24 protein-coding genes are annotated in these 26,325 nt (G+C 74.9%); 9 read left to right on the top strand and 15 right to left on the bottom strand.

Features of this window, described 5'->3' with window-relative positions; translation table 11 throughout:
* Positions 1-16 precede the first annotated feature (16 nt).
* Together AES38_RS01255 and AES38_RS01250 are read left to right on the top strand one after the other, a co-directional pair.
* Complete coding sequence (locus tag AES38_RS01255) at positions 17-412, top strand: hypothetical protein (protein ID WP_053773446.1); 396 nt, start codon at positions 17-19, stop codon at positions 410-412.
* On the top strand, positions 405-2,231 hold the full coding sequence (locus AES38_RS01250; RefSeq protein ID WP_053773445.1) for a DUF2207 family protein: 1,827 nt from the start codon (positions 405-407) through the stop codon (positions 2,229-2,231). The genes AES38_RS01255 and AES38_RS01250 overlap by 8 nt, the downstream gene beginning before the upstream one ends.
* Before the next feature lie 32 nt (positions 2,232-2,263).
* Here the strand turns inward: AES38_RS01250 and AES38_RS01245 are convergent, their stop codons facing one another.
* From AES38_RS01245 to AES38_RS01235, 3 genes are read right to left on the bottom strand one after another with little or no spacing between them, the layout of a single operon-like run.
* Positions 2,264-3,097 (bottom strand): GNAT family N-acetyltransferase, encoded by an 834-nt coding sequence (locus AES38_RS01245; protein WP_244629200.1) that lies wholly within the window; start codon positions 3,095-3,097, stop codon positions 2,264-2,266.
* On the bottom strand, positions 3,094-4,299 hold the full coding sequence (locus AES38_RS01240; protein ID WP_157883492.1) for a dipeptidase: 1,206 nt from the start codon (positions 4,297-4,299) through the stop codon (positions 3,094-3,096). Before AES38_RS01240 ends, AES38_RS01245 begins: the two co-directional genes overlap by 4 nt.
* A 7-nt stretch (positions 4,300-4,306) precedes the next feature.
* The gene (locus tag AES38_RS01235) at positions 4,307-5,311 is read right to left on the bottom strand and encodes an aldo/keto reductase (protein ID WP_053773444.1); all 1,005 of its coding nucleotides are present in this window, start codon (positions 5,309-5,311) and stop codon (positions 4,307-4,309) included.
* A gap of 103 nt (positions 5,312-5,414) precedes the next feature.
* Here AES38_RS01235 and AES38_RS01230 point away from each other — a divergent pair, with 103 nt between their 5' ends.
* Both AES38_RS01230 and AES38_RS01225 read left to right on the top strand, forming a co-directional pair.
* Positions 5,415-5,768, top strand: a complete 354-nt coding sequence (locus tag AES38_RS01230) for a hypothetical protein (RefSeq protein ID WP_053773443.1) — start codon at positions 5,415-5,417, stop codon at positions 5,766-5,768.
* Positions 5,769-5,873: 105 nt separating this feature from the next.
* Positions 5,874-8,057 (top strand): alpha-galactosidase, encoded by a 2,184-nt coding sequence (locus AES38_RS01225; protein WP_053773442.1) that lies wholly within the window; start codon positions 5,874-5,876, stop codon positions 8,055-8,057.
* Positions 8,058-8,122: 65 nt separating this feature from the next.
* Here the strand turns inward: AES38_RS01225 and AES38_RS01220 are convergent, their stop codons facing one another.
* Together AES38_RS01220 and AES38_RS01215 are read right to left on the bottom strand one after the other, a co-directional pair.
* Entirely contained in the window at positions 8,123-10,315 is a 2,193-nt protein-coding gene (locus AES38_RS01220) for an ATP-dependent Clp protease ATP-binding subunit (RefSeq protein WP_081001814.1), read from the bottom strand.
* Positions 10,316-10,381: 66 nt separating this feature from the next.
* Positions 10,382-11,368 carry an NAD(P)/FAD-dependent oxidoreductase gene (locus AES38_RS01215; RefSeq protein WP_053773441.1) on the bottom strand — a complete coding sequence of 329 codons (987 nt, stop codon included), beginning with the start codon at positions 11,366-11,368 and terminating at the stop codon, positions 10,382-10,384.
* Between the two features lie 221 nt (positions 11,369-11,589).
* On the opposite strand from AES38_RS01215, the gene AES38_RS01210 reads away from it, so the two are divergent.
* Positions 11,590-11,829, top strand: a complete 240-nt coding sequence (locus tag AES38_RS01210) for a hypothetical protein (RefSeq protein ID WP_053773440.1) — start codon at positions 11,590-11,592, stop codon at positions 11,827-11,829.
* A 91-nt stretch (positions 11,830-11,920) separates the two neighbouring features.
* Here AES38_RS01210 and AES38_RS01205 read toward each other — a convergent pair whose 3' ends face one another.
* The 5 genes from AES38_RS01205 to aztB form a co-directional block, all read right to left on the bottom strand.
* On the bottom strand, positions 11,921-13,114 hold the full coding sequence (locus AES38_RS01205) for a glycosyltransferase (protein ID WP_053773439.1): 1,194 nt from the start codon (positions 13,112-13,114) through the stop codon (positions 11,921-11,923).
* A gap of 239 nt (positions 13,115-13,353) precedes the next feature.
* Entirely contained in the window at positions 13,354-14,565 is a 1,212-nt protein-coding gene (aztD, locus tag AES38_RS01200) for a zinc metallochaperone AztD (RefSeq protein WP_053773438.1), read from the bottom strand.
* A 34-nt stretch (positions 14,566-14,599) separates the two neighbouring features.
* Complete coding sequence (gene aztC, locus AES38_RS01195; protein WP_053773437.1) at positions 14,600-15,526, bottom strand: zinc ABC transporter substrate-binding protein AztC; 927 nt, start codon at positions 15,524-15,526, stop codon at positions 14,600-14,602.
* The gene (locus tag AES38_RS01190) at positions 15,523-16,758 is read right to left on the bottom strand and encodes a hypothetical protein (protein ID WP_053773436.1); all 1,236 of its coding nucleotides are present in this window, start codon (positions 16,756-16,758) and stop codon (positions 15,523-15,525) included. The genes aztC and AES38_RS01190 overlap by 4 nt, the downstream gene beginning before the upstream one ends.
* 59 nt (positions 16,759-16,817) lie before the next feature.
* On the bottom strand, positions 16,818-17,759 hold the full coding sequence (gene aztB, locus AES38_RS01185; RefSeq protein ID WP_244629199.1) for a zinc ABC transporter permease AztB: 942 nt from the start codon (positions 17,757-17,759) through the stop codon (positions 16,818-16,820).
* Between the two features lie 56 nt (positions 17,760-17,815).
* Between aztB and aztA the strand changes: the two genes are divergently transcribed.
* Complete coding sequence (aztA, locus tag AES38_RS01180) at positions 17,816-18,469, top strand: zinc ABC transporter ATP-binding protein AztA (RefSeq protein ID WP_053773435.1); 654 nt, start codon at positions 17,816-17,818, stop codon at positions 18,467-18,469.
* A 12-nt stretch (positions 18,470-18,481) separates the two neighbouring features.
* Here the strand turns inward: aztA and AES38_RS01175 are convergent, their stop codons facing one another.
* Entirely contained in the window at positions 18,482-19,552 is a 1,071-nt protein-coding gene (locus AES38_RS01175) for a CobW C-terminal domain-containing protein (protein ID WP_053773434.1), read from the bottom strand.
* A 96-nt stretch (positions 19,553-19,648) separates the two neighbouring features.
* Between AES38_RS01175 and AES38_RS01170 the strand changes: the two genes are divergently transcribed.
* The 3 genes from AES38_RS01170 to AES38_RS01160 all read left to right on the top strand — a co-directional run bounded on the left by AES38_RS01170 (position 19,649) and on the right by AES38_RS01160 (position 21,528).
* On the top strand, positions 19,649-19,993 hold the full coding sequence (locus tag AES38_RS01170; RefSeq protein WP_053773433.1) for an Lsr2 dimerization domain-containing protein: 345 nt from the start codon (positions 19,649-19,651) through the stop codon (positions 19,991-19,993).
* A 384-nt stretch (positions 19,994-20,377) separates the two neighbouring features.
* A complete protein-coding gene (locus tag AES38_RS01165; protein ID WP_053773432.1) occupies positions 20,378-20,821 on the top strand; it encodes a DoxX family protein in 444 nt (147 codons plus the stop codon).
* Between the two features lie 113 nt (positions 20,822-20,934).
* Positions 20,935-21,528 (top strand): GNAT family N-acetyltransferase, encoded by a 594-nt coding sequence (locus AES38_RS01160; protein WP_053773431.1) that lies wholly within the window; start codon positions 20,935-20,937, stop codon positions 21,526-21,528.
* Positions 21,529-21,702: 174 nt separating this feature from the next.
* Here the strand turns inward: AES38_RS01160 and AES38_RS01155 are convergent, their stop codons facing one another.
* From AES38_RS01155 to AES38_RS01140, 4 genes are all read right to left on the bottom strand, one after another.
* Positions 21,703-22,239 carry a hypothetical protein gene (locus AES38_RS01155; RefSeq protein WP_053773430.1) on the bottom strand — a complete coding sequence of 179 codons (537 nt, stop codon included), beginning with the start codon at positions 22,237-22,239 and terminating at the stop codon, positions 21,703-21,705.
* Positions 22,240-22,519: 280 nt separating this feature from the next.
* Positions 22,520-23,077 (bottom strand): hypothetical protein, encoded by a 558-nt coding sequence (locus AES38_RS01150; RefSeq protein WP_053773429.1) that lies wholly within the window; start codon positions 23,075-23,077, stop codon positions 22,520-22,522.
* Between the two features lie 264 nt (positions 23,078-23,341).
* Entirely contained in the window at positions 23,342-24,865 is a 1,524-nt protein-coding gene (gene arfA, locus AES38_RS01145; protein ID WP_053773428.1) for an arabinosylfuranosidase ArfA, read from the bottom strand.
* A gap of 197 nt (positions 24,866-25,062) precedes the next feature.
* On the bottom strand, positions 25,063-26,304 hold the full coding sequence (locus AES38_RS01140; RefSeq protein WP_053773427.1) for a Cdc6/Cdc18 family protein: 1,242 nt from the start codon (positions 26,302-26,304) through the stop codon (positions 25,063-25,065).
* Positions 26,305-26,325 lie beyond the last annotated feature (21 nt).

The raw sequence follows: 26,325 nt of genomic DNA, 5'->3' as shown, positions 1-26,325 counted from the left end.
GCGCGAGGGGAGCACGATGACGAGCGGAGCCGCATCCGTCGGGGACGACCACGACGACCACGACGACGAGCCGGAGGTCGCCGCCGAGGTCCTCGAGGCGGTGCTGGAGATCGGGCCGCGGCGCCCCCTCCGGCGAGCGGTGCGCGCGATCGGCGCCGTCGCGCTCGCGGCCGTCGGCGCCGACGGGAGCGACCTCGGCCGGGAGTCGGACCTGGTCGTCCGGCGCCTCGACACGGGGCGCGAGGTCCTCAGGACGAACGCCGGCAGCCTGGCCGAGGCGGACCTCCTCCTGCAGCGCGTGCGCCTCGACCTCGAGACCCGGAGCGTGACGGACTTCGTCGCCGAGTGGCGCCTGCTCGACGCGGGTCCGGGCACGGGTGCGGGCTCGGGCACGGGAGCGACCGATGCGTGAGCGCACCGGCACCCGCGCGGGCACCATCGCGGGCACGCGAACCGCCCGCACGCGCCTCGCGCTCGTCGCCGCGCTGCTGACCGCGCTCGCGATCCCCCTCGGCCTCGCCGCGCCCGCGCACGCCGGCGTGGACGACTTCTCCTTCCGCTCGTTCGACGCCGTGTACCGGCTGTCCGCCGACGAGGACGGCCGCTCGGTCCTCCGCACGACGGAGACGCTGGTGGCCGAGTTCCCCGACCGGGACCAGAACCGCGGGATCCGCCGCGAGCTCGTGGCCGACTACGACGGCCACCCGACGGGCCTCCGCGTGCTCTCCGTGACGGACGGCGCCGGCGCCCCGCGCGCGTACGAGACGGACTCCGACGACGGCGCGACCGTCCTCACCATCGCCGACGACGACGCGTACGTGCGCGGCGAGCAGACCTACGTGATCGAGTACGAGCAGCACGACGTGACCCGCGCCTTCGCGGACACGCAGGCCGACGAGTTCTACTGGGACGTCAACGGGCTCGGCTGGGCGCAGCCGTTCGCGCGCGTGACGGCGACCGTCGAGATCGCGCCGGACCTGCTCCCCCGCCTCACGGGCGGCGCCGACGCGGCCGCGGGGCCGGCGGGCGCGGACGGCCCCGCGGAGATCACCCGCACCGCCACCGGCTTCGCGGCCAGCGCGACCGACCTCGGACCGCACGAGAACCTCAGCATCTCCCTCGGCTTCGAGCAGGGCACCTTCACGCCGCGCGACTCGTCGTTCCTCGCGGCGCCGTGGCCGTCGCTGTCGCTGGCGGGCGCGCTCCTCGCGCTGGCCGCCGCCGCCGGCGCGCTCGTCCTCCGCCGCCGACGTCTCGCCGACGCGCCGGGCCGCGGCACGATCGTCGCGCAGTACGAGCCGCCGGAGGGCGTGGGCGTGCTGGTCTCGTCCGTCGTCTCGGGGAACGCCGCGCGCGCGACCACCGCGCTCCTGCTCGACCTCGCGGTGCGCGGGGCCGTGCGGATCCTCGAGCGGGACGGCGGCCGGAAGCCCGCCTTCGCGCTGGAGCTCGTGGATCCGTCGCGCGTCACCGACCCCGACGAGCGGCGCTTCGTCGCCGCGGTCTTCGGCGACGGCGCGGGACCCGGCGCCGTGACGGAGCTGGCGCGCACCGACGCGAAGGTGGCGACGCGGATCCAGAAGGTCATGGCCGGAGTGCGGAAGCGCGCCGTGACGGACGGCCTGCGGAAGCCGCTCCCGGTGGGCCCGATCGTGCTGCTGCTCGTCGTGGCCGCGCTCGGCATGGCCGCCGCGATCGCGTTCGCGGTGCTCGCGCTCGTGGGCGCGTACGGCGGGCCGATCGTCATCGCGTTCCTCGTCGCGGGCGTGCTCGCGCTGGCCGTGACGATCCTCGCGGTCGTGAAGCACCCGCTCACCGAGCGCGGCGTCGCGCTGCGCGACCACCTCGCGGGGCTCCAGGAGTTCATCCGGCTGGCCGAGGCCGACCGGATCCGCATGCTCCAGTCGCCCGAGGGCGCCGAGCGCCGCGACCTGCCGCTCGACGACCGCGACGCGCTGCGCCTCACCGAGGAGCTGCTGCCCTACGCCGCCATGTCCGGCCAGGAGCGCGAGTGGGGCGACGAGCTCGGCCGCCGCTACGAGCACCAGCGGAGCCAGCCGGGCTGGTACGCCGGGCAGGCGCCGTTCGCGCCCGCGCTGTTCGCCAGCTCGATCTCGTCGGTGTCGTCGAGCATGCACGCCACGTACTCGGGGTCGAGCACGAGCGGCGGATCCACGGGAGGGACCACGTCCGGCGGCGGCGGTGGAGGAGGCGGGGGCGGCGGGGTCTGACGCCCGCGCGCGTCAGGCGTCGGCCGCGCGCGTCAGGCGTCCGCCGGGCGCGTCCAGTACTCGTAGCGCGACGCGGAGGCGAAGCCGAGCCCGGCGTAGAGCGCGCGGGCGCCCGCGTTCCCCTCGACCACCTGGAGCCAGAGCGCCGTGATCCCGCGCTCCCGTCCGGCGGCGATGGCGGCCGCCATCGCCGCCCGGGACAGCCCGCGGCGGCGCGCCTCCGGCCGGGTCGCGACGGCGAACAGGCCGCCCCAGCCGTCGACGAGCGCGAGGCGGGCGGTCGCGAGCACGCGGCCAGCGGATCCGTCGGCGGCGCGCTCGCGGACCGCCGCGTAGACGGCGGGGCCGCCCGTGAGGATCCCGCGCGCGACCGCTCGCTCCACGGATCCGCCGCGCCCGTCGACGCTCCACCACGCGTCGAGCCAGGCGTCGTCGGGCGCGTCGGCGACGGTGACCTCGAGCGCGGGATCCCCGCCCCGCACCTCCCCCAGACGCCGCGCGACGGCGTCCGCGTCGGCCACCTGCACCAGCGTCCGGGCGTCGGCGACGTAGCCGCGCGCGGCCAGCGTCGACGCGAGGTCGGCGGGCTCCGACGCGGGCGACACCTGCACGCACGCGGGCATCCCGTGCGTCCGCGCGAAGGCCTCGACCGCGTCGAGCGCGGCGTCGACGTCGACGACGGGCCCCGCGGGCAGCGCCGAGTTCGCGCGCTTCGTGACACCGCCGGCCGCGCGCAGGATCCAGCCGCCGTGGCGCTCCCGGTGCTCCGCGGGCCAGCCGCGGTCGGCCAGCCGGTCGAGCAGGGCGGCCGCGGCGCGCCGATCCATGCCGAGCACGGCGGCGGCGTCGGCCGCCTCCCCCGTCACCCGAGCGGCCCCGCGTCGGCCGGCCCGCGCGACACGTCGTCGTCCGCATCCGCCGCCCGCAGCACGCGCAGCGCGTTGCCGCCCGCGAGGGCCCGGAGGTCCTCGTCCGACCAGCCGCGCTGGGCGAGCGCGGCGATGAGCGCCGGGTAGCGCGACACGTCCTCGAGTCCGTCGGGCGTGCGGTCGACGCCGTCGTAGTCGCCGCCGAGGCCCACGTGCCGGGGCCCGGCGACCTCGCGGATCCGCTCCACGTGCCGCACGACGTCGGCCAGCGTCGCGCGCGGCCGCTCGCCCGGGCGCCTCGCGGCGACGGCCTGCACGCCCTCGTGGTCGCGCGGATCCACGCCCTCCGCCACGGCCAGCATCAGCGTCTCGTCGTGCCACTCGGCCACCGCGGGCGACACGAACTGCGGCACGAACGTCGCCATGCAGACGCCGTCGTTCGCGGGCAGCGACTGGAGCACGTCGTCGGGCACGTTGCGCGGCACGTCGCACTCCGCCCGCGCGCCCGAGTGGGAGAAGAGCACGGGCCGGCGGGCGATCCGCAGCGCGTGGCGCATCACGTCGGCCGACACGTGCGAGAGGTCGACGACCATGCCGATCCGCTCCATCTCGGCGACCACGCGCTCGCCCTCGGGGCTCAGCCCGTGCAGCACGGGCGTGTCGGTCGCGGAGTCGGCCCACGCCACGTTCGCGTTGTGCGTGAGCGTCATGTACCGGACGCCGAGCGCGCGCATCGTCCGGAGCGCGCCGAGCGATCCGCCGATCGAGTGGCCGCCCTCCATGCCGAGGAGCGAGGCGATGCGGCCCGACGCGACCGCGCGGTCCACGTCGTCGGCCGTGACGCAGAGCGCGAGCCGGTCCGGGTGCGCGGCGACGAGGCGGCGCACCACGTCGACCTGCTCGATGGTGGAGCGCACCGGGTCGATGCCCGGCAGGTCCGGCACCCACACCGACCAGAACTGCGCCGCCACGCGTCCGCGCTCCAGGCGCGGCAGGTCGGTGTGCAGGCCCGGCACGGCGTCGTCGACGGCGAGGCGCGCGAGCACGTCGTCGGCGACGGACGCGCTCGGCCCGCCCTCCCGCACCGCGCGCTCGCGGAGCGCCCAGGCGAGGTCGTCGTGGCCGTCGACGATCCCCTGCGCGTCGAGGATCCGGGTCACGCGGTCGGCGAGGGAGGTGGGGTCGGGCGCGTCCGTCATCCGCGGATCAGCGCCCGGTGCCGTCGACCGCGAGCGGCTCGATGGCCGCCAGCTCGTCGTCCGTCAGCGCCGGGGCGCCGGCCGCGGCCACGTTCTGCTCCAGCTGCTCCACGCTCGAGGCGCCGATGAGCGCGCTCGTGATCCCCGGGTGCCGCAGCACCCACGACAGCGCGAGCTGCGCGAGCGTCTGCCCGCGCCCCTCGGCCACCTGCTGAAGACCGCGGGCCCGCTCCAGGTAGACCGACGAGACCGCGGACTCGTCGAGGAATCCGCTGGTGGCCGCGCGCGAGTCGGCGGGGATGGATCCCGACAGGTACCGGTCGGTGAGCAGCCCCTGCGCGAGCGGCGAGAACACGATGCAGCCGGATCCGGCCTCCTCCAGCACGGGCAGCAGCCCGCCCTCGACGTGCCGGTTGAACATGGAGTAGCTCGGCTGGTGGATCGTCAGCGGCACCTTGTGCTCGGCGAGCGCCGCGACCGCGCGCTCGGTCTGCTCGGGCGAGTAGTTGCTGATGCCGGCGTAGAGCGCCTTGCCCTGGTGCACCGCGGTGGCGAGCGCGCCCATGGTCTCCTCGATGGGCGTCTCGGGATCCGGGCGGTGCGAGTAGAAGACGTCGACGTACTCGAGGCCCATGCGGCCGAGGCTCTGGTCGAGCGAGGCCAGCATCGACTTGCGGGATCCCCACTCGCCGTAGGGCCCCTCCCACATGAGGTAGCCGGCCTTGGAGGAGATGACGATCTCGTCGCGGTACGGGCGGAGGTCCTCGGCGAGGATCCGGCCGAACGCGGTCTCGGCGCTGCCGGGGGGCGGGCCGTAGTTGTTCGCGAGGTCGAAGTGGGTGATGCCGAGGTCGAACGCGCGACGGACGATGGCGCGCTGCGTGTCGATGGGGCGGGCGGTGCCGAAGTTGTGCCAGAGGCCGAGCGACAGCTCGGGGAGCTTGAGGCCGGAGCGGCCGGAGCGGCGGTACGGCATGGACGAGTAGCGATCGGGATGAGCGACGTAGGTCATCCGCCGAGCGTACCGAGGGGCGGCGCGCCGGCCGCAGCCGACCAGGGACCCGACCGCTCCACGCCCCCTAGGCGACCCGGGCCGGAGGGCATTCACTGGAGGGGTGCACATCATCCACTACGCCGACGGGCGCTACCTGACGGGCGACGAGGTCGCGGCAGCGGTCGTCGGCTACGCGGAGGCGCTCGCGCGCGAGGGCACGGCGGCGGCGACCGTGGTGATCCCGGTGCGCGTCGCCGACGGATCCGTGGAGCGCGTCGAGCTGCTCATCGGCCCGGCCAGCCAGCTCGTCGTCGAGGCCGGCGAGCCCGGGGGCGACGAGCTGCGGGATCCCGAGCTCGTCGCCCGGATCCACGCCGCGACGGTCCTCTCCCGGTCCTCGCAGGACGGCACCCGCGTCTCCGCGGAGCACCAGGACGGCGTGGCCGTGCCCGGTCTCGAGGACCTCGACAGGTAGGTCCCGCCCCGCTCCCGTCGCCGCGCGCCCGTGTCGCGCAGCCGCCGCCGGGGCCCCGGCACGGGAGGATGGTCGCATCCCCTTCCGCACCGACGCAGGAGCAGCATGCCCGACACCGCCGTCCCCTCCGCCCTCCTCCACCTCCGCGCCTCCGGCGTCTCGCTGGTGCTCGACCTCACGGACGGGCGCCTCCCGGCCGTCGTGCACTGGGGCGCCGACCTCGGCGAGACCACCCCGGCCGATCTCGAGACGCTGGCCCTCGCCGCCGTCGAGCCGATCGCCGGCAGCACCGCCGACCGGCCCGTCCGCCTCGCGATCCTGCCCGAGGCGCACACGTCCTGGACCGGCAAGCCCGGCCTCGAGGGCCACCGCGACGGCGCCGACTGGTCGCCGCTGTTCCGAGTGACCGCCGCCGCCGTCGACGGCTCGCCCCTCCCGTCGGGCGTCGACGGCCGTCCCGGATCCGCGTCCACCGGCCCCGCGCTCGTGCACGTCGACGCGGTCGACGAGCACGCCGGCCTCGGCCTGGCGCTCGACGTCGAGCTGCTGCCGTCCGGCCTCGTCCGCACGCGCGCCGAGGTCACCAACACCGGCGAGACGACCTACTCCGTCGGCGGCCTCCAGCTCGCGCTGCCCCTGCCGGCCGAGGCCCGCGAGATCCTCGACTTCGCCGGACGCTGGGGCCTCGAGCGCACGCCGCAGCGCCGGGAGCTCGTGGTCGGGATCCACGAGCGCGAGGGCCGCAAGGGCCGCACCGGCCCGGATGCCGCGACCCTCCTCTCCGTCGGCACGCCCGGCTTCGGCTTCCGGCACGGCGACGTGCGCGGCGTGCACGTCGCGTTCAGCGGCAACCACCGCCACTACGCCGAGCGCCTGTCCACCGGCCGCCAGGTGATCGGCGGCGGCGAGCTGCTGCTGCCCGGCGAGGTGCGGCTCGCCACGGGCGAGGCGTACGCGAGCCCGTGGGTCTACGCCGCGTTCGGCCACGGCCTCGACGACCAGGCCGCCCGCTTCCACCGCTTCCTCCGCGCCCGCGACTACCACCCGCGCCGCGAGCGCCCCATGACGATCAACGTGTGGGAGGCCGTGTACTTCGACCACGACCTCGCGCGCCTGACGGACCTCGCGGACCGCGCCGCGGCCCTCGGCGTCGAGCGCTACGTGCTCGACGACGGCTGGTTCCGCCACCGCCGCGACGACCACGCGGGACTCGGCGACTGGTACGTCGACGAGGACGTCTGGCCCGACGGGCTCGACCCGATCGTCGACCACGTCACGGGCCTCGGCATGGAGTTCGGCCTCTGGTTCGAGCCCGAGATGGTGAACGAGGACTCCGACCTCGCGCGGGCGCACCCCGAGTGGATCATGGCCACCGGCGGCCGCCTCCCCGTGCGCGCCCGCGACCAGCAGGTGCTCGACCTCGCGATCCCCGAGGCGTACGCGTACGTGCTCGAGCGGATGACGGCGATCCTGAGCGGGAACGACATCGCGTACGTCAAGTGGGACCACAACCGCGACCTCGTCGACGCCGGCATCCACCCGCGCGGCGAGGCGGGCGTGCACCTGCAGACGCTCGCCGCCTACCGCCTCATGGACGAGCTGCGCGCGCGCTTCCCCGGCCTCGAGATCGAGTCGTGCTCGTCGGGCGGATCCCGCGTCGACCTCGGCGTGCTCGAGCGCACGGACCGCGTCTGGGTCTCCGACTGCATCGACCCGCTCGACCGCCAGCAGATGATGCGCTGGACCATGCAGCTCCTCCCGCCGGAGCTGCTCGGCTCCCACATCGCGTCGGGCGTCAGCCACACCACCGGCCGCGCGCACCGCCTCGCGTTCCGCGCGGGCTCGGCGCTCTACGGCCACCTCGGCATCGAGTGGGACCTCGCGCAGGCCACCGACGAGGAGAACGCGGACCTCGCCGCCTGGATCGCCCTCTACAAGGAGGAGCGGGCGCTCATGCACACGGGCACGGTCGTCCGCGCGGACGAGAGCGACCCGACGCTGCTCGTCTACGGCGCCGTGGCGTCGGACGCCGCTTCCGCCCTCTTCTTCCTCGCGTCGATCGGCCGCTCCGAGGTCTCGCCGCGCGGCCGCTTCCTGCTGCCGGGCCTGGATCCCGCGCGCCGCTACCGCGTGGAGCCCGTGCGCGTCGGCACCCCCGAGCCGGGCTTCGTCGCGCCGGCCTGGTGGGACGGCGTCGAGCTCACCGGCCGCGCGCTGGCGACCTCCGGCCTGCACGCGCCGGGGATGCTGCCCGAGTCGATCGCGATCCTGCGGGTGACGGCGGTCTGATCCGCCCCGGACACGGCGACGGCCCGTCGCGCACCGGGTGGGGTGCGCGACGGGCCGTCGGGTGATCAGGCGTCGGGCGCCTGCTCCCCCGGCTCGTCGCTCCAGGCGCGCGCGACCGTGAGCCCCTCGCCGTCCGGCGCGAGGTCCACCCGCACCGCGTCGCCGTCGCGCACGTCGCCCGCGAGGAGCTCGCGCGCCAGACGGTCGTCGATCTCGCGCTGCATGAGCCGGCGCAGCGGACGCGCGCCGTACAGCGGGTCGTGGCCGCGCTCGGCGAGCCAGCGGCGCGCGTCCGGGGTGACCCCGAGCGTGAGCCGACGGTCGGACAGCCGCACGCCGAGCCGGTCGATGTAGAGCTCCACGATCTGCGCGAGGTCGTCCATCGACAGCGTCTGGAACACGACGATGTCGTCGAGCCGGTTCACGAACTCCGGCTTGAAGGTCTGGCGCACGAGCTGCTGCACGGCCTGCTCGCGCTGGTCGAGCGGCAGCGTGGCATCGCTGATGAACTGCGAGCCGAGGTTGCTGGTGAGCACGAGGATCACGTTGCGGAAGTCGACCGTCCGCCCCTGCCCGTCGGTGAGCCGGCCGTCGTCGAGCACCTGCAGCAGCACGTCGAACACCTCGGGGTGCGCCTTCTCGACCTCGTCGAGCAGCACCACCGAGTACGGGCGCCGGCGCACGGCCTCGGTGAGCTGGCCGCCCTGCTCGTACCCGACGTAGCCGGGAGGCGCGCCCACGAGCCGCGAGACGGCGAACTTCTCGCCGTACTCGCTCATGTCGATGCGGACCATCGCCTTCTCGTCGTCGAACAGGAACTCGGCGAGCGCCTTCGCGAGCTCGGTCTTGCCGACGCCCGTGGGGCCGAGGAAGAGGAAGGACCCGGTGGGCCGGTCGGGATCCGAGATGCCGGCGCGCGTGCGGCGCACCGCGTCCGCGACGGCGCGCACGGCCTGCTTCTGCCCGATGAGCCGCTTGCCGAGCTCCTGCTCGAGGTGCAGCAGCTTCTCGGTCTCGCCCTGGAGCAGCCGCCCGACGGGGATCCCCGTCCACGCCGCGACGACCGCCGCGATGTCCTCCGCGGTCACCTGCTCGTTCACGAGCCGGTCCTCCGCCGACGGCACCGACTCCGCGGCCTCCGCCTGCGCGACCTCGCGCTCGATCACCGGGATCTCGCCGTAGAGCAGGCGCGAGGCCTTCTCCAGGTTGCCCTCGCGCTGGGCCCGCTCGGCACGGATCCGCAGCTCGTTGAGCTCGTCCTTCAGCTTGCCGACGCGGTTGACGCTCGCGCGCTCCGCCTCCCACCGCCGCTGCAGCTCGCCGAGGGTCTGCTCGCGCGCCGCGACGTCCTCGCGCAGCTTCGCCAGCCGGGCCTTCGACGCCTCGTCCTTCTCGCGCTTGAGCGCGAGCTCCTCCAGCCGCATCCGGTCGACCGCGCGCCGCAGCTCGTCGATCTCGACGGGCGACGAGTCGATCTCCATCCGCAGCCGCGACGCGGCCTCGTCGATGAGGTCGATGGCCTTGTCGGGCAGCTGGCGGGCGGGGATGTAGCGATTCGAGAGGGACGCGGCCGCGACGAGCGCCGCGTCCGTGATGGGCACCTGGTGGTGCGCCTCGTACCGGCCCTTGAGCCCGCGGAGGATCGCGACGGTGTCCTCGACGCTCGGCTCGCCCACGTACACCTGCTGGAACCGGCGCTCGAGCGCGGCGTCCTTCTCGATGTACTGCCGGTACTCGTCGAGGGTCGTCGCGCCGATGAGCCGCAGCTCGCCGCGCGCGAGCATGGGCTTGAGCATGTTGGACGCGGCGACGGATCCCTCGCCGCCGCCCGCGCCCATGAGCGTGTGCAGCTCGTCGACGAACGTGATGACCTCGCCGTCCGCGTCGTCGATCTCCTTCAGCACCGCCTTCAGCCGCTCCTCGAACTCCCCGCGGTACTTGGCGCCGGCGACGAGCGCCGCGAGATCCAGCGACACGAGCTGCTTGCCCTTCAGCGAGTCGGCCACGTCGCCCGCGACGATGCGCTGCGCGAGGCCCTCGACGACGGCCGTCTTGCCGACGCCGGGCTCGCCGATGAGCACCGGGTTGTTCTTGGTGCGCCGTGTGAGCACCTGGCTGATGCGCCGGATCTCCGCGTCGCGTCCGATGACCGGGTCGAGCTTGCCGCTCTTCGCGATCTCGGTCAGGTTCACCCCGTACTGCTCGAGCGCGGTCCTCGCGTTCTCGTCGGTGGCGGGCGCGCCCTGCATGTTGGCCACTGCGTTCCTCTCTCGGTCGTACTTGAGTCGTGCGGACTCAAGTTTACGTCGGGAACGCGCGGACCGCTACCGCGCGGCAGCCACCGCGATCGCCACGTCCTCCGTCACCATCCCCGCGTTCGCCATCGCACCGGCCATGGTGCCGGCCGCCATGGCGACGGGCACGTTCGCGGATCCGCTCGAGGCGTTGCCCGCGATGAGGAGGCCGGGCACGCTCGTCTGGCCCGTCGGATCCGCCGCCACGAACGGGCCCCACGGCGTCTCCTCGGTCGCGGCGCCGAGCGCGCGGGCGAACCCGTCGCGGGGCGCGATTCCGGGCATGGCGAAGAGGGAGTCGAGCTCGAGGATCCGGCCGTCGGCGAGCTCCACACCCTCGAGCGCGCCCCGCTCGCCGAGCACGCGCACGACCGCGGTCTCCTCCACGCGGATGCCGCGGGCGTCGATGCCGGCGCGCGTCGCCTCGTCGATCTCCAGCGGTGCGCCGTCCGCCGTGCCGCCCGCCACGAGGAACGTGACGTCGGCCGACCACTGCCGCAGCATCTGCACGTGGTGGAGGCTGCCGGGCCCGGTCGCGAGCACGCCGATGCGGCGGTCGCGCACCTCGTACCCGTCGCAGTAGGGGCAGACGACGACGCCGGCGCCCCAGTGCGCGGCGAGGCCGGCGACCTCGGGCAGGACGTCGACGAGGCCGGTCGCGAGGACCACCCGGCGGGCGCGCACCTCGGCGCCGCCGTCGAGCGTCACGCGGAAGCGCGGGCCGGCGGGATCCCCGACCGCCTCGATCCCCTCGACCCGCCCGTCGACGACGACGCCGCCGTAGCCCTCGATCTCGCGCCGCCCCTCGGCGACGAGCTGGAGCGGCGGCTTCCCGTCGTGGCCGAGCACGCCGTGCATGTGCGCGGCGACCGCGTTGCGGGGCTGGCCGGCGTCCACGACGAGGACGCTCCGGCGGGCGCGCGCGAGCATGAGCGCCGCGCTCGATCCCGCGACGCCGCCCCCGACGACGACCGCGTCCCACTCCTGCTGACCTTCGATGCGCTGCGTGATGTCCATGGATCGAGTCTCCGGAGTCCCGTCGCCTGGCGCACGGATCCTTGCGCGATCGGCAAGGCACATCCGCCCCGCCCCGGACCCGGAAGGGCCGCCCTCCACAGGGCTCGTGCGTCCCGGTCGCCGGACGCGGCGGGCTCCTACCCTCGTCTCGTCGCCCGCTGCGCAGGGACCGTCGCAGCGGGCGCGCTCCACGACCGCCCCCGAGAACCAGGAGATGCACCATGACCATGACCTCCCCGCGCCGCCCGTCGAGCACCGCGCGCGTCGCCCTCGCGCTGGGCGCGCTCAGCGCCGCGCTCCTGCTCGGCCCGATCGCCGTGCACGCCGGCGGCACCGGCACCGGCACCGGCACCGAAGTCGCGGCTACGGCCGCCGCGCACGGCGCCGGCCACTTCCACGGCTGCACCGCACCCGACTTCCCCGTGCCCGGTCAGGATCCGCACTGCCCGCCCGGTGCGTGACCCGCGATCCGCGCATCCGCTCGGCTCCCCGTCGCTCCCCCGGGCCTGAGCCCGCACCCGGCGCCGCCTCCCCGGAGGCGGCGCCGTCGTGTCAGCGGACGAGCGCCTCGATGCGCCGCACCACATCCGCCGGCGCGGGCAGCGCGCGCATCTCGTCGGCCACGGCCGCGGCGCCCGCGCGCGACGACGGATCCGCGAGCATGGCCCGGATCCGCGTCGCGATCTCCGCCGGCGTCGCCCGCGCGTCGAGCACCGCCCCCGCGCCCAGGTCCCGCACCCGCTCGCCGTTGGGCAGCTGGTCGGCCCCCAGCGGGAGCACGAGCAGGGGCACGCCGTGGGAGAGGGACTGGGTCATGGTGCCGGATCCGCCGTGCGAGACGACGAGGTCGACCACGTCGAGCACCCCGTCCTGCGGCACGTACGACTCGAGGCGCACGTGCGGCCCGCACACTGGGAAGCCCGCCGGGTCGATGTCGGGCCCCGTCGTGACCAGGGCGCGCACGGGGAGCGACTCGAGGGCCCGGATGATCCGCGGGAGCAGGTCGCCCGACGCCCTGTTGAAGATCGTGCCGAGCGTCGCGTAGACCCGGTGCTCCTCATCGCCCGCGGCGAGCCAGGCCAGGGCGGGGTGGTCGCGGTCCCGCTGGGGCGCCTCGGGGCGCATGCGCGTCACGGGGGCGCGGCGCTCGCGGAGGGCGCGGAACGACGCGGGGAACGGGATCACGGCGAGCTGGCCGTCGAGCACGCGCAGCTCCGGGTCGGGCCCGAGCCCGACCTCCGCCCGGAAGCCCTGCATGGGCCCGCGGATCTGCTCGATCCACCCCTCGGGCGCGGTCGCGAACACGTCGACCACGACGCACGGGATGCCGAGGCGCTCGGCCGCGACCATGGCGCCGAAGTCCTGCCCGTCGCAGACGACGACGTCGGCCGGCCACGCGGCGGCGATCCCGAGGACGGCGTCGCGCGCGTCGCGGGCGCTGTCACCGAGGAAGTACGACGCGACGTTCCGCAGGAGCCCGGACGAGGAGACGGGGGTCAGGACGCCGGTGCCGTCCTCCCGCCAGGTCCGCTGCGCGGTCGACGGCATGGTCGACACCTCGCGCGGGTGGAGGTGGTCGAAGCCGGTCTGGTCGAGCACGACGGAGCGCGCTCCGCAGAGGGCCGTCTCGTGGCCCGCCGACGCGGCCGCGCGCGCGAGGGGCATCAGCGGGTCGGCATGACCGCGGCCGCGGGCGAACGAGAAGAGGATGCGCGCGGCGCGGGGCGCTCCGGTCACGGTCGTCATGCGGGCGTCGCTCCTCCGGGTCGGCACCGCGGGAGCGGGCGTCGGGGCGGGGGTCCCGGTCGAGGACGGCGACGCGCGCCGCGCGCCGCGGAGCAGGAGCCAGGACCTTCCCACGCGACGGCGCCGGCCCGCGGTCGATCCTCCACAGCGGCCGCCGCCGGAGCGCCCGACGGGGACGGCCGTCACGACGACGCGGGGCGCGGAGCATCCGCCCCGCGCCCCGCGCCTGCCGCTGCGGATCAGCCCGCGGCGACCGCCATCTCGTTCGGCGTGACCTCGAGGGTCGTGCTCGAGAGCACCTCGCCCGTCGTGAGGTCGACCGCGTGGACCTCCTTCGACGCCGGCTCCGTCACGTAGCCGATGCCGTCGGCGACGACGATCGCGGGGTGCGGGTCCTGCCACTCCACCGGGCTCTCCCACGGCTCGACGACGGGGAAGGAGTCGGTCAGCTCGCCGGTCGCGGGGTCGAGCACGTGGATCGCGCCGTCGGAGCCGAGGATGTAGGCCATGTCGTCCGGGCCGCGCGCGACGTCGCGGAAGGTGTAGCCGACGCCCTCGGGCAGGTCGACGACGCGGAGGCTCTTCGCCTCGGTGTCGATCAGCGTGACGGCCTCGAGCAGGTAGCCCTCGGCGTCCGGGTCGGACTTGTAGTCGCCGACGACGATCGGGCTGGTCTCGCTCACGTAGGCGTTGCCCATGCGGCCATACGGCTGGTCGGGCGCGGTGAGCTTGGTGATCTCGCCGTCCGAGTACAGGATCGCGCCGTCCTCGCAGCCGAAGACGACGGCCTCGCCGGCCGCGGTGCCCTCGCCGTGCACGCCGGGGCACTGGTCCGTCTTCGCGACGACCGCGCCGGACGCGTCGCGGACCTCGACGCCGTTGCGGCCGTCCGCGTTGCCGACCGTGGTGAGGAAGGTGCCGTCCTCGAGGACGATCGAGACGCCGTGGTGCGCCTCGACGCCCTCGATGGTCTCGGTCTCGGGCATGCCGTCGGTGGAGGAGAGGGCCGCGGTGTCGAAGACCGTGGTGTCGCTCGTGCCGTCGGCGTAGAGGATCGTCTTGCCCGCGTGGCGGACGACGTGGCCGGGGGTGTCCGCCGGGAACACCGTGTCGGTGAGCTCGGCCTCGTCGGCGCTGCCGGCCGCGGTGTCGAGCACCTGGAAGCCCTCGCTCATCGTGACCATGACGTGCCGGTCGTCACCCGCGGGGTTGAGGCGGGTGAACTCCTCGGAGTCGAGGTCCGAGACGGTCTCGAGCGTCTTGCCGTCGAGGACGAGGATGCCGCCCTCGTACGAGACGGCGACGCGGGGTCCGGCTGCTTCGCCGGATCCGGCGGCCGCGTCGGAGGACGGGGAGCCCTCGGGAGCCGGGGTGGAGCAGGCCGCGAGCGTCGCGGCGAGGCCCAGGGTGACGGCGGCGATGCCGGTCCGTCGGAGGCGGGGGGTGCGCATGTGTCGTTCCTTCTGTGTGGGTGATCGCGGGCGCTCAGGGGGAGAGCCCGGTGGCGATGCGCTGCGTGTTGACGCGCATCATGGCGAGGTAGTCGGGGGCGCCGCCCTCGGGACCCGTGAGGGACTCCGTGAACAGCTCGACCACCTCCACGCGGATGTCGGCCTCGCTCGCCAGCGCCTGCACGAGGCGGTCGGGCGACGAGGACTCCGCGAAGATCGTGGGGACGCCGGTCTCCTCGACGGCCGACACGAGGTCGGCGAGGTCGCTGGCGGAGGGCGCGGCGAGGGTGGTGCCGCCGGGGATCACCGCGCCGACGACCTCGAACCCGAAGCGGTCGGCGAGGTAGCCGAAGACGTGGTGGTTGGTGACGAGGGCGCGGCGCTCGGCGGGGATCGCGGCGAACGCGGCCGTCATCTCCGCGTCGAGCGCCTCGAGCTCGCCGCGGTACCCGGCGGTGTTCGAGGAGATCACCGCGGGATCCACGCCGTCGATGCCCGCGAGCACCGGCTCGAGCGCGTCGACGACGTCGACCATGCGCGCGGGGTCCGTCCAGAAGTGCGAGTCGGGCATGCCCTCCGCGTCTCCCTCGGCGTAGTCGAGCACCTCGATGGCGTCGCCCGCGACGAAGGACGGCACGTCGGCGGCCGTGGCCGCGTCGAGGTGCTGCTGCAGCCCCTCCTCGAGACCGAGGCCGTTGGAGACGACGAGGTCGGCCGCGCGGAGGCGGGCGGCCTCCTGCGCGGAGATCTCGAACGAGTGCGGATCCGCGTTCGGCTTCATGAGCGTCACGACCTCGGCCTCGTCGCCCACCAGTTCCTCCACGACGTCGCCGAGGATGTTGGTGGAGACGTACACGGTCGGCCGGCCGTCGCCCGCGCTCGCGCAGCCGGTGAGGGCGACGGCGGCCGCGGCGGCCGCGACGGCGCCCGCGAGCGCGGCGCCGATCCGACGGGCGCTCATCGGCCGGTCTCTGCGGTGAACGCGGGCTCGGTCGCGGTGTCGAATGTGCGCGCGACGCGGGCGCCGTCGGCGTAGTCGATCTCGTGAAGCCGCCGCTCGACCGGACCCGACAGGTAGGCGCGCTGCTGGTCGGCGACGAGGGCGGGGATCCGGCCGGCCGCGATCGAGTCGGCGACGAGCGGCCCGGTGTCGGAGATCACGGTGCCGTCCTCCGCGGACAGCACGAGCACGCGTCCGTCGCGGGTGAGCGCGAGGAGGTGGTCGTCGGCGTCGTCGACCGCGTTGACGTGCACGAGCGGGGCGGGCGCCGGGAGCAGCGTCCAGGAGCGCTCGCGGGTGTCGAGCAGCCAGATGCCCTGGTCTCCGGCGAGGCCCGCGACCGTCGGCCGGCCCTCGCGGTTGTCGAAGGACGTGGCGGCCGGTGCGGTGGATCCCTCCGGGTACGGGATCCGCTCCACGCTCAGCTCGTCGCCGTCCACGCTGGCGAGCAGGGCGCCGTCGCCGCAGCCGATGACCGCGCCGACGCGCGTCGTGATGGTGCCGGCCGGATCCGGGCACGGCTCGACGAGGCCCGTGCGCTCGCCGTCGGCCGTGTAGCCGGCGACCGCCGCGTCGGCTCCCTGCCCCTCGGTGACGAGCGCGAGGGATCCGACGGGCACGACCATGCCGGGCCCGGGCTCACCGTCGAGGCGGAAGCGCTCGGTGATCTCGCCCTTCGACAGCGCCTCGGTGTCGAGCAGCACGGCCTCGCCGGAGTCGGGGAAGAAGAGGCCCGTGCCGCCCGTGGTGGAGAGGTTGGTCGTCGCGACCGTGGCGGTGCCGCCGCCCTCGACCGTGCCGAGGAGGCGCGGATCCGCCCGGTAGTAGTGGAAGTGGTCGACGTGGTCCCACGTCCAGACGCCGCTGTCGACGATCTCGACGCCCGCGTCCGTCTGGGCGAAGAGGTAGCGGCCGTCGGTGTCCATGGCCGTGGGTGCGCCGATGCTGCCGAGGTCGGCGACCGACTCGTCGAGGAGGTCGAGGTGGGAGACGGCGCCGGTCGGGTCGATCGCGGTGAGGCCGAGGCGCGGCTCGGAGAGCTCGGCGGCGCCCGCGACGGCGCCGTGGCCCTCGCCCTGCTCGTCGGAGGCGGCGGGATCCTCGGTCGGCTCGGCCGCGGGGCCGGTGGCGCACGCGGTCAGGGCGAGCGCGAGGCCGGCCAGCAGGGGGATGGCGGGGATGCGGGAGCGCACGGGGTCCTCTCGTCGGGGTGGGGTGGGGGATGGATCGCGGCGGGCGGCCGTCGCGGGGGTCATGCGGCGGGCGCGCCCGAGGCGGCCCGGGGTCGGGTGGGCGCGTCGGCCCCGACGCGGTCGCGGTCGTCGTCGCGACCCACGTCCCCGTCCGTGCCCGGCCGTCGCGACCGCAGCGCCGTGAGGCAGGCGCGGGCCGCGCCGGACAGCGCCGCGACCGCGATCGCGGTGGCCGCGACGGACGCGCCCGCGGCCGTCGCCGCGTGCCACGAGACGAGGAGCCCGACGAACACCGACGCGATGCCGAGCGCGGCCGCGAGCGCCATGCGGGTGGGGATCCGCGCGGTCCAGTGCCCGGCCGCGACGGCCGGCGCGAGCAGCAGGCCGACGACCAGCAGGGATCCGACGGCCTGGTACGACGCGACGACCGCGAGCGTCACGAGCCCCACGAGCGCGGCCTGCGCCGAGCGGGGGCCGAGGCGCAGCACGGCGGCGATGCGGGGATCCAGCGCGAGCGCCACGAGCGGCCGGTGGAAGGCCCACGCGACGCCGAGCCCCACGACGACGGCGCCCGCGAGCAGCGCCACGTCGAGGGAGGTGATGGCGAGGATGTCGCCGAAGAGGATCGAGGTGGCGTCGGTGGCGAAGCTGCCCGAGTGCGAGATCACGACGACCCCGAGCGCGAGCATCGCGACGAACAGCATGCCGATGCTCGTGTCGTAGGAGAGCCGGCCGCGGCGCTGGAGGGCGGCGATCCCGAGGCTCATCGCGACCGCGCTCAGCGCGCCGCCGACGAGCACGGGCAGGCCGAGCACGGTGGCGAGCGCGACGCCGGGCAGCATGCCGTGGGCGAGCGCCTCGCCGAGGAAGGCCATGCCGCGGATGACGACCCACGTGCCCACCACGCCGCAGAGGATCGCGACGAGCGCGCCGCCGAGGAGGGCGCGCTGGAGGAAGTCGAGGGCGAACGGCTCGAGGATCCCGGAGGTGATGGAGGGCACGATCCCCGACCGTAGCCGAGAATGAGAACGCTTATCAAATGCGTAGGATTGGGCGCATGCCCCCTCCCGCGCCCCGTGATCCCGCCGCGCTCCTCCACGCCGTGCACGTGGCGTTCGGCGACCGACGCGCCCTCGACGGCGTCGACCTGCGCCTGGATCCCGGCACCCTGACGGCGATCGCCGGCCCCAACGGCGCCGGCAAGTCGACGCTGCTGGAGGTGGTCGCGGGCACCCGGGTCCCGACGTCCGGCACGCGCACCGCGGTCGCCGAGGCGGCCTTCGTGCCGCAGCGCGCCGCCGTGCCCGACCACCTGCCCGTGACCGTGCGCGACGTCGTCACCGTGGGCGCGTGGGGACGCGCGGGCCGGTGGCGCCGCCTCGACGCGGACGCCCGCGCCGCCGTCGACGACGCCATGGACCGCCTCGGCATCGCGTCGCTCGCGGCGCAGCCCCTCGGCGCGCTCTCCGGCGGCCAGCGCCAGCGCGCGCTCCTCGCGCAGGGGCTCGCCCGCGGCGCCCGGCTGCTGCTGCTCGACGAGCCGACCACCGGGCTCGACGCGGCGAGCGCCGAGCGGATCCGCGCGATCCTCCGCTCGGAGGCCGACCGCGGCGTCGCCGTCGCGTGCGTCTCCCACGACCCGGCCGTGCTCGCCGACGCCGACCGCGTCGTCCGGCTCGAGGAGGGCCGGGTGGTCGCGGACGCGGCCTGACCGGCGCCCGCCTCAGTGGCGGTGCTCGGTGTCCCAGGCGGGGAACGGATCCGCGTAGCCGTGCCACGCGTCGGGCCCGGCCACGAGCTCGTCGGGCTCGAGCAGGCAGGCGCCGAGGATCCGGTCGAGCAGGGCCCCGTCGAGCCGCTCCCCCACGAAGGCGATCTCCTGGCCGGCCGGCGACTCCGCATCCCAGCTGGCCATGGCCGTCGGGTCCAGCCGCAGCACGTCGCCCGCGGTCGCCCACGAGCCCACCGTCGCGGGCCGGGACGCGAGGCGCGCGAGGCCGCGGGAGCGCACGATGCGGCCGACGGGCCCGGGCACGAGGTCGCGCGCGACGGCCGCGTGCAGACGGCCCGGATGGAACGGGCGCGGATCGCGGAACACGTGCACGCCCAGCCCCTCGGGCGACGCGGCCGGGGCGACGCCCGCGAGCGCCCGCTGCCAGCCCATGCCCGCGGCGAGGCGGCGGGCGCGCTGCCGGCCGATCCGCAGCGGCGCGGACGCGAGCGACGCCCGGTCGCCGACGGGCACGACGCGCGCGGCCGGGGCGAGGAGCGCGAGCAGGGCGACGACGCGACGCGCGTCCGGGGACGACCAGGCCGGATCCCACCCGTCGAGCACCACGACGCTCGCGCACTCGAGGCGCGCCGCCAGCCGCTCGGCGTCGTCGAACGGCCGGTCGTCGTCGTCCGGGTCGAGCAGCACGTCGCGGACCTCGGCGACGGATGAGACGGCGACCACGTCGAGGATCCCGATGGGCGTCGCCCCGGGATGCCGCGCCTCGACCACGTGCTCCAGCACCAGCGCGACCTCGAGCGGATCCGCGGCCGGCTCGAGCGCGACGACCGCGAGCCCCGTGCGCCCGTCGTCGGCGTCCGCGATGAGGCCGTCGGCGATGTCCGCGCCGAGGTCGCCGCTGTCGCCGTCCGGCGCCTCGACCACGGCGGGCGGCTCGGTCTCGGGTGCGCCGACGGCGGCGGCCGCGACGGACGAGGCGGCGCGGAGGTCGCTCGCGGAGACGAGGGTCACGGCCAGCCCGCCGATGCCGACGGGGCGCGGGGCGTTCGCGTGGGGATCCATCCTCCGAGTCTAGAAGAGAACCGTTCTCATCTAGCGCGCAGACGCGTCGGTGGGGCGACCTAGGCTGCCGGAGGGGACCGAGAGCAGGGAGACGACATGGACGAGCGCGTGGATCCGCAGGGCGACGCCCGCCGCGACGGCGCGACCGAGACGGTGCGGTTCGGCCTCGACGGGATCATCCACGAGGTCGACCTCGACGCCGACGGCGCCCGGGCCCTGCGCGCCGCGCTCGCGCCCTACGTCGCCGCCGGCCGGCGCACGACCGTGACGATCACGCCGCTCTCCGACGAGCCCGCGCGCCCAGCAACCGGCACCGCCGCCCCGACGGGTGAGCGCGCCGCCGCCCGCGCCTGGCTCGAGGCCAACGGCCACCGCCTCGGCCCCGGCGGCCGCATCTCGGCCACGCTGATGACGCTCTACCGGGGACGCGACGGGCGCTGATCCGCCCGCACCCGGGATCCCGCCCGGGCGCGAGCCCTACCCGGCGCGGATCGAGCCACGGACGCGCGACGGCATCTCCACGAGGTGCTCGTGCGCGCGCCGACGGGATGTGACTCGCCCGGATGTCGGCCCGTACGGTCTTTGAACGTTCAACGACCGAGCGTGGGGCATCGGGGGCAGGACGTGGCCCGCCGATCGCACCGCGGCCCGGCCGGGTCGCGCATCCCAGGTCGCCGCGGGTCTCGATCACCGCGGCGGGGTGGTCGGGTACCCGAACGGGCACGACCGCTGCGGCTCGCGGCACCGCTGCGGCGGCTCGGGCGCACCCGGCCTCCGGCCCACGACCCGGATCCCCACCGTCCACCGCACGAAGGAGAACCCCGCATGCGCACGCTGCTCCACCCCGCCCGCACGACGCCCGCCCTCCAGGACGCCGCCCTGCTCGTCGTCCGGGTCGCGATCGGCGTCATCCTGGTCGCGCACGGCCTGCAGAAGTTCGTCGAGTACACGCTCGACGGGACCGCCGCCTCCTTCACGCAGATGGGCATCCCCGTCCCGGGCGTCGCGGCGGTCTTCGCCGCGACGGTCGAGACGGTCGGCGGTGCCGCGCTGGTCCTCGGGCTCCTGACGCCCGTGTTCGCCGCGCTCAACATCGTCAACCTGCTCGGCGCGTTCGCCATCGTGCACGCCGGCAAGGGGATCTTCGTCGACGCCGGGGGCTACGAGCTCGTGCTCGCCCTGATCGCCGGCCTCGTCGTGCTCGCGCTCCTCGGCGCGGGCCGCCTCAGCGTCGACGGGCTCCTCAGCCGACGCCGGCGGGCCGCCTGACCGGTCACGGACCCGGCAGCGCCCACGACACCGCGCCGCACACGGGCTCCCCGCCATCGAGCCGGGGAGCCCAGCCGCCGCGACGCGCGCCCGCGACCCGGCACGATGGACGGATGAGCACCGCCGAGCACCGCCTCCTCCCCGCGCTCCCGCACCTCGAGGGCGGGCGCGTGGTCCTCCGCCCCTTCACGCCCGCGGACATGGACGCGATGGTGCCCGTCCTCGCCGACCCCGACGTCATCCGCCTCACGGGATCCGCGCACAGCACCGCCGAGGTCGAGGAGATGGCCGCGCGCCCGGAGCTCGACGACCGCACGCGCACCTGGTACGCGACGCGCGCCGACCAGGCCGACCGCCTCGACCTGGCGCTCGTCGACCGCGCGACGGACGCGTGCGTGGGCGAGGCCGTGCTCAACGAGTGGAGCCCCGAGGACCGGAGCGCGAACCTCCGCATCCTCATCGGCCCCGCCGGCCGCGACCGCGGCCTCGGCTCGGAGGCGGTGCGCCTGCTCGTCGACCACGCCTTCGCCGCGACCGACCTCGAGCGCATCTCCCTCGAGGTCCTGTCCATCAACCCCCGCGCCCGCCGCGTCTACGAGCGCGCGGGCTTCGTCGAGGAGGGCCGCCTCCGGGCGGCCTTCCGCTTCGACGGCCAGCCGGTCGACGTGATCGTGATGGCGGTGCTGTGGGCGGAGCGGCGAGGCTGATCCGGCCTCGTCCCGGCCCCGAGAGGAGCGCGACGGGCGCGACCGGGCCGGGACGACGACAGCCGCCCGGGAGCCGCCCGCGCGCTGGATCCCGGAGATGCACCGCGCTGACGCGCCGACGGCCGGCGTCCCCACGAGAGGGAAGCCGGCCGTCGGTGCGTGCGGATGGTCCGGTCAGTTACGCGATGTCGGCGAGTGGCGCGTGTAGACGGTCCAGCTGCGATGGATGGAGTCGATCGGCCCGAATCCGTCGGTGTAGGGGTAGTCCCCGCAACCGGGGCCGGGGTAGCTGAGGACGGTGAAGCCGTCCGCCTGCGGTAGGAATACGTTCACATGGGCGTCGGTGTCGAGGTAGTTGCGGTAGTCGGGGATGGTCTCGCAGAGGACAAAGCTCGAATGGAGGCCCCCGTTCTCCGCCTTGTCAGCGGGGCCCACGATCTTGATGGACACGACGTTCTGCCCGCCGCGCTTGACCGGGGTCCAGTGCGTCGTGAACGTGTACATCTGGCTGGAGGCCTTGGATTCCGTGGGGTCTCCGGCCGGGCTGGTGCTCAAGAAGGACCCGGTGGCGTGGGTGGTCGACGGGGCCGCGGACGCCGGCGCGATGCCGAGCCCGACGGTCGCGGAGAGCGCGACGGCCGCCGCGGCGGCCAGGGTGCCCGCGCGACGGCGCAGACGCGAGGACCGGGTGGAGTGCGTGGTGGATGGCATGACGATGATGCTCCGTTCGTGGGTAGGAGATCAGAGGCTAAGCAGCCCGCCGATCCCGCGGACGGGCGCATCCACACCGGGCGGGTGATGGGGACTCTCGGCATCCACGCACCGCGGATGTGCATGCGCGCACGACCCGCGACGCCGCGCACGCGCCCCGCCGCGCGAGGCCGAGCTGGTGGAGGGACCGACCGCACCTCGTCGGCGGGTCGCGCTGACGGACGACGGCCGACGTCTCCGCGGGGGAGACGTCGGCCGTCGGTGCATGCGGATCGTCCGGTCAGCGAGGAGCCGGCGCGTGGTGCGTGAAGAGCGTCCAGTGGATATCCCCCCTGTCGATCGGACCGCTTCCGCCGACCTTCGAGTAGTCGTAGCCGGTGCACGAGGGGCCGGAGTAGCTGGTGACGGTGGTGTTGAGGATCTGCGGCAGGACGATGCCCACGTTGCGGTAGTCAGTGATCTTGGGGTCATATCCGGGGTACGTGACGCATTCGTTGATGTCGTTGACGGCCAGCCCACCCGGCCTGACCGAGTAGCCCCGGATGCGGAAGGACCGGATGTTCTGCCCCCCGTCGGCGACCTTGACCCAGTGCGTCTGGAACACGAACCGGTACTGCGCGCCGGGCCACTTGGGCGCCGGTCCGGGCTTGGCTCCGGGGATGGTGATCTGGGAGGCGTCGGTGGGGGTGGACGCTGGGGCCGCGGCGGCCGTGGCTGCGGATGCCGGCGCGATGCCGAGGCCGAAGATGGCGGAGAGCGCGATGGCCGCGGCGGCGGCGACGGTCCCCGCCCGGCGGAGGCGACGCGAGGATCGGGTCGAGGGCGCGATGGATGGCATGGCGATGGTGCTCCGTTCGTGTGTGGGTAGAGCGAGAGGTTAGGGAACCATCCCGATCCCTCGGGCGCGCCCATCCACAGCGAGCAGGCGCTGGGGACACCGCCGTACCCTTCCGTCTCGGATGTGCATGCGCGTTCGCGTTCGCGTACGCCGCGCACCGCGCCGGACGCATGCGCACCGCGAACGATCCGCGCCCGCCCCATCACGCACGACGCCCGCCGGCCGCGGATGCGGCGCGACGGGCGCGTGGTCGAGCGGGTGCGGCTAGCCGAGCGACACGGCCGTCCACGACACGGGCGGGAGCGTGATCGTGAGGGTGCCGTCGGCGAGCGTCGCCGAGGCGTTCGGCGTGAGGCCCACGCGCTCGCGGTCCTCGAACGTGTTCTTCGCGTAGACGTCCTCGTCATGGATCCCGACGGCCTCGAGCACCTCGGAGACGGCGAGGCCGGCCACGTCGACCTCGATCGTGAGCGCGTCCGACAGGCTGCGGTTCACCAGGAAGACGGCGGCGCGGCCGGTGGCCTCGTCGAAGGTCGCGACGGAGTCGACGAGCGGCGCGGTGCCGTGCACCTCGGTCTCGTACGTGCCCACGTCGATGCGCGGCTTCAGCACCTCGCCCTGCGCGAGCCGGCTCGTGACCGAGAACGGGAAGAACGTCGTCTGGCGCCAGGCGCCGCCGCCGGTCTCCGTCATGATCGGGGCGATCACGTTCACGAGCTGCGCGAGGCTGGCCGACGTGACGCGGTCGCTGTGCTTCAGCAGCGTGATCATGAGGTTGCCGAGCACGACCGCGTCCGCCACCGAGTAGACGTCCTCGAGCAGGTGCGGCGCGTAGGGCCAGCCCTCGGTGATGACGCCGGACTCCTGGTGCTCGTCGAGGTACCAGACGTTCCACTCGTCGAAGGAGATGTTGACCGTCTTGTCGCTCTTCAGGCGGTGCTTCACGTGGTCGGCCGTGGAGACGACCGTGGCGATGAAGTACTCCATGTCGAGCGAGGAGGCGAGGAAGCTGCCGAGGTCGCCCTTGCGCTCCTGGTAGTAGGCGTGGGCGGAGATGAAGTCGACCGAGTCGTACGTCTTCTCCAGCACGATCCGCTCCCACTCGCCGAAGGTCGCCATGCCGGATCCGCTGCTGCCGCACGCGACGAGCTCGAGGGTCGGGTCGACCATCTTCATGGCGCGGGCCGTGCGGCCGGCGAGCGTGCCGTAGTCCTCGGCGGTCATGTTGCCGACCTGCCAGTCGCCGTCCATCTCGTTGCCGAGGCACCACATCCTCACGTCGTGCGGCTTCGGGGATCCGTTGGCGATGCGCTGGTCGGAGAGGGCGGTGCCGCCCGGGTGGTTCGCGTACTCGAGGATGTCGAGGGCCTCGAGCACGCCGCGGGTGCCGAGGTTGACGGCCATCATCAGCTCGCTGCCGGTGAGCTCGCACCAGCGCGCGAACTCGTCGAGGCCGACCTCGTTGGTCTCGAGCGAGTGCCAGGCGAGGTCGAGGCGCTTCGGGCGCTCGGCACGCGGGCCGACGCCGTCCTCCCAGCGGTAGCCGGAGACGAAGTTGCCGCCGGGGTAGCGGATGGTGCTCGTGCCGAGCTCCTTGACGAGGTCGACGACGTCGCCGCGGAAGCCGTCGGCGTTCGCGGTGGGGTGGCCGGGCTCGTAGATGCCGTCGTAGACGCAGCGGCCGAGGTGCTCGACGAACGAGCCGAAGGTGCGGCGGTTGACGGGGGCGACGACCGCGGTGCGGTCGATGGCGATGCGGGCGTCGGCCGCGGGGCGGGCGTCGGTCATGGAGGGGTCCTTCGCTTCATCGGGAATGGGGCCGATCGACGCCGGGAGTGCCGGGTGGATCCGAGCCGTTACAACGTTGTAAGAGCAACGCGCCTCCATTCTCGCGGGGGCGCGGGGGACGTGTCAACGCGGGCGGCGGCGCGGAGCGGCTCAGCCGGTGGACACCATCGTCGTGACGGGAGACGCCCCGTCCCGCTTCACCGGATCCTGGGCCAGGCGCTGGTCAGGTGGGCCTCGATCGCGCGGTGCCGGAAGCCGTAGGACGTGCCCCGGTCGATGATGCCGCGCACGGTGTCCAGGCGCTGCGCCGTGGTGCCGACCTCCGCGGCCCTCGATCGGCCCATCTCCTTCGCGATCCGGGTGAGCGTGCGCTCCTCGGCGGGCAGCGCGGCCATCGCCTCGATGAAGGCGCGCTCCCGCGGGGGCAGCCGCTCGAGGATCCGCTCGACATGCGCGGCCGCCTCGCGCTCCGCCCCGCGCCAGCCCGCATGGACCTCGTCCCGGGTGATCGTCGGCCCGGATCCCGCGTACCACGCGCGCTCCCCCGCCAGCTGGAAGAGGAACGGCTCCCCACGGCACAGGTCCACGATCGCCGCGGCGGCGTCCTGCTCCATGCGGATGCGACGGGTGCGGCCGGAGCCGTCCGCGACCTCCCAGCCCGGCACGACGAAGTCCTGCAGCGCGGCGCGGATGTCGTCGTCGTCGATCGCGGTCAGGACCGTGGTGCGGAAGCGCCGCGCGAAGGTCGCGCCCTTGTGGGCGCCGGCCCGGTCCTCGAAGTCAGGCAGGCCGGTGAGGTACACGGCGATCGGCAGGGACCGGCGGACACGGGCACCGCCCGGGACGGCGACCTCCTCCTCGTGCGTGATCGCGTCGCCGAGCGCGATCAGCAGCTGGGACAGCGTCCGCTCGTCCGTGATGTTCTGGACCTCGTCGACGTGCACCAGGGCGACCCGCTCGTGCCGCATCGCCGCGCGGCCCACCTCGACCAGCAGCGCGGTCAGCGCCGTGTACGGCTCCGGGCCGCTCTGCTCGGATCCCCCGCGCATGGTGAGCGAGAGCCCCGCTGCCGCGACCGTCTCCACCCGCGCGATGGCGTCCTTGATGCGCTTCTCGCGCACCGCGGGCAGACCGGCGGCGCGCGCGAGCTCCAACACCGCGGCCGCGACGGGCTTGAGCGGATCGGCGCCGAGGGGGATGCGGAGCTGCGGCGTGACCCAGTCCCCCTCCCGCGCGGCGTTCTGCGCGATGCGCCGCACGAGGGAGGACTTGCCGAGCCCGGGTTCGCCGAGCACGGTGCGCCCGCGCTCGGGGAGCCCTCGGAGGAGGCGGGGACGGACCACGTCGCGCCAGTCGCCGAGCTGCTCGGTGCGGCCGGCCCAGATCTCCGGGACGGTGTCGGAGCCGGGGCTGAAGGGGTTGTCAGTCGCGTCGCGCATGTTGGTAATGTTACCAAGCTC

It is taken from the genome of Clavibacter capsici, from assembly GCF_001280205.1.
Classification (GTDB): Bacteria; Actinomycetota; Actinomycetes; order Actinomycetales; family Microbacteriaceae; genus Clavibacter; species Clavibacter capsici.
Note: the sequence above shows the minus strand (reverse complement) of the source record. Positions and strands in the feature narration are given on the sequence as shown.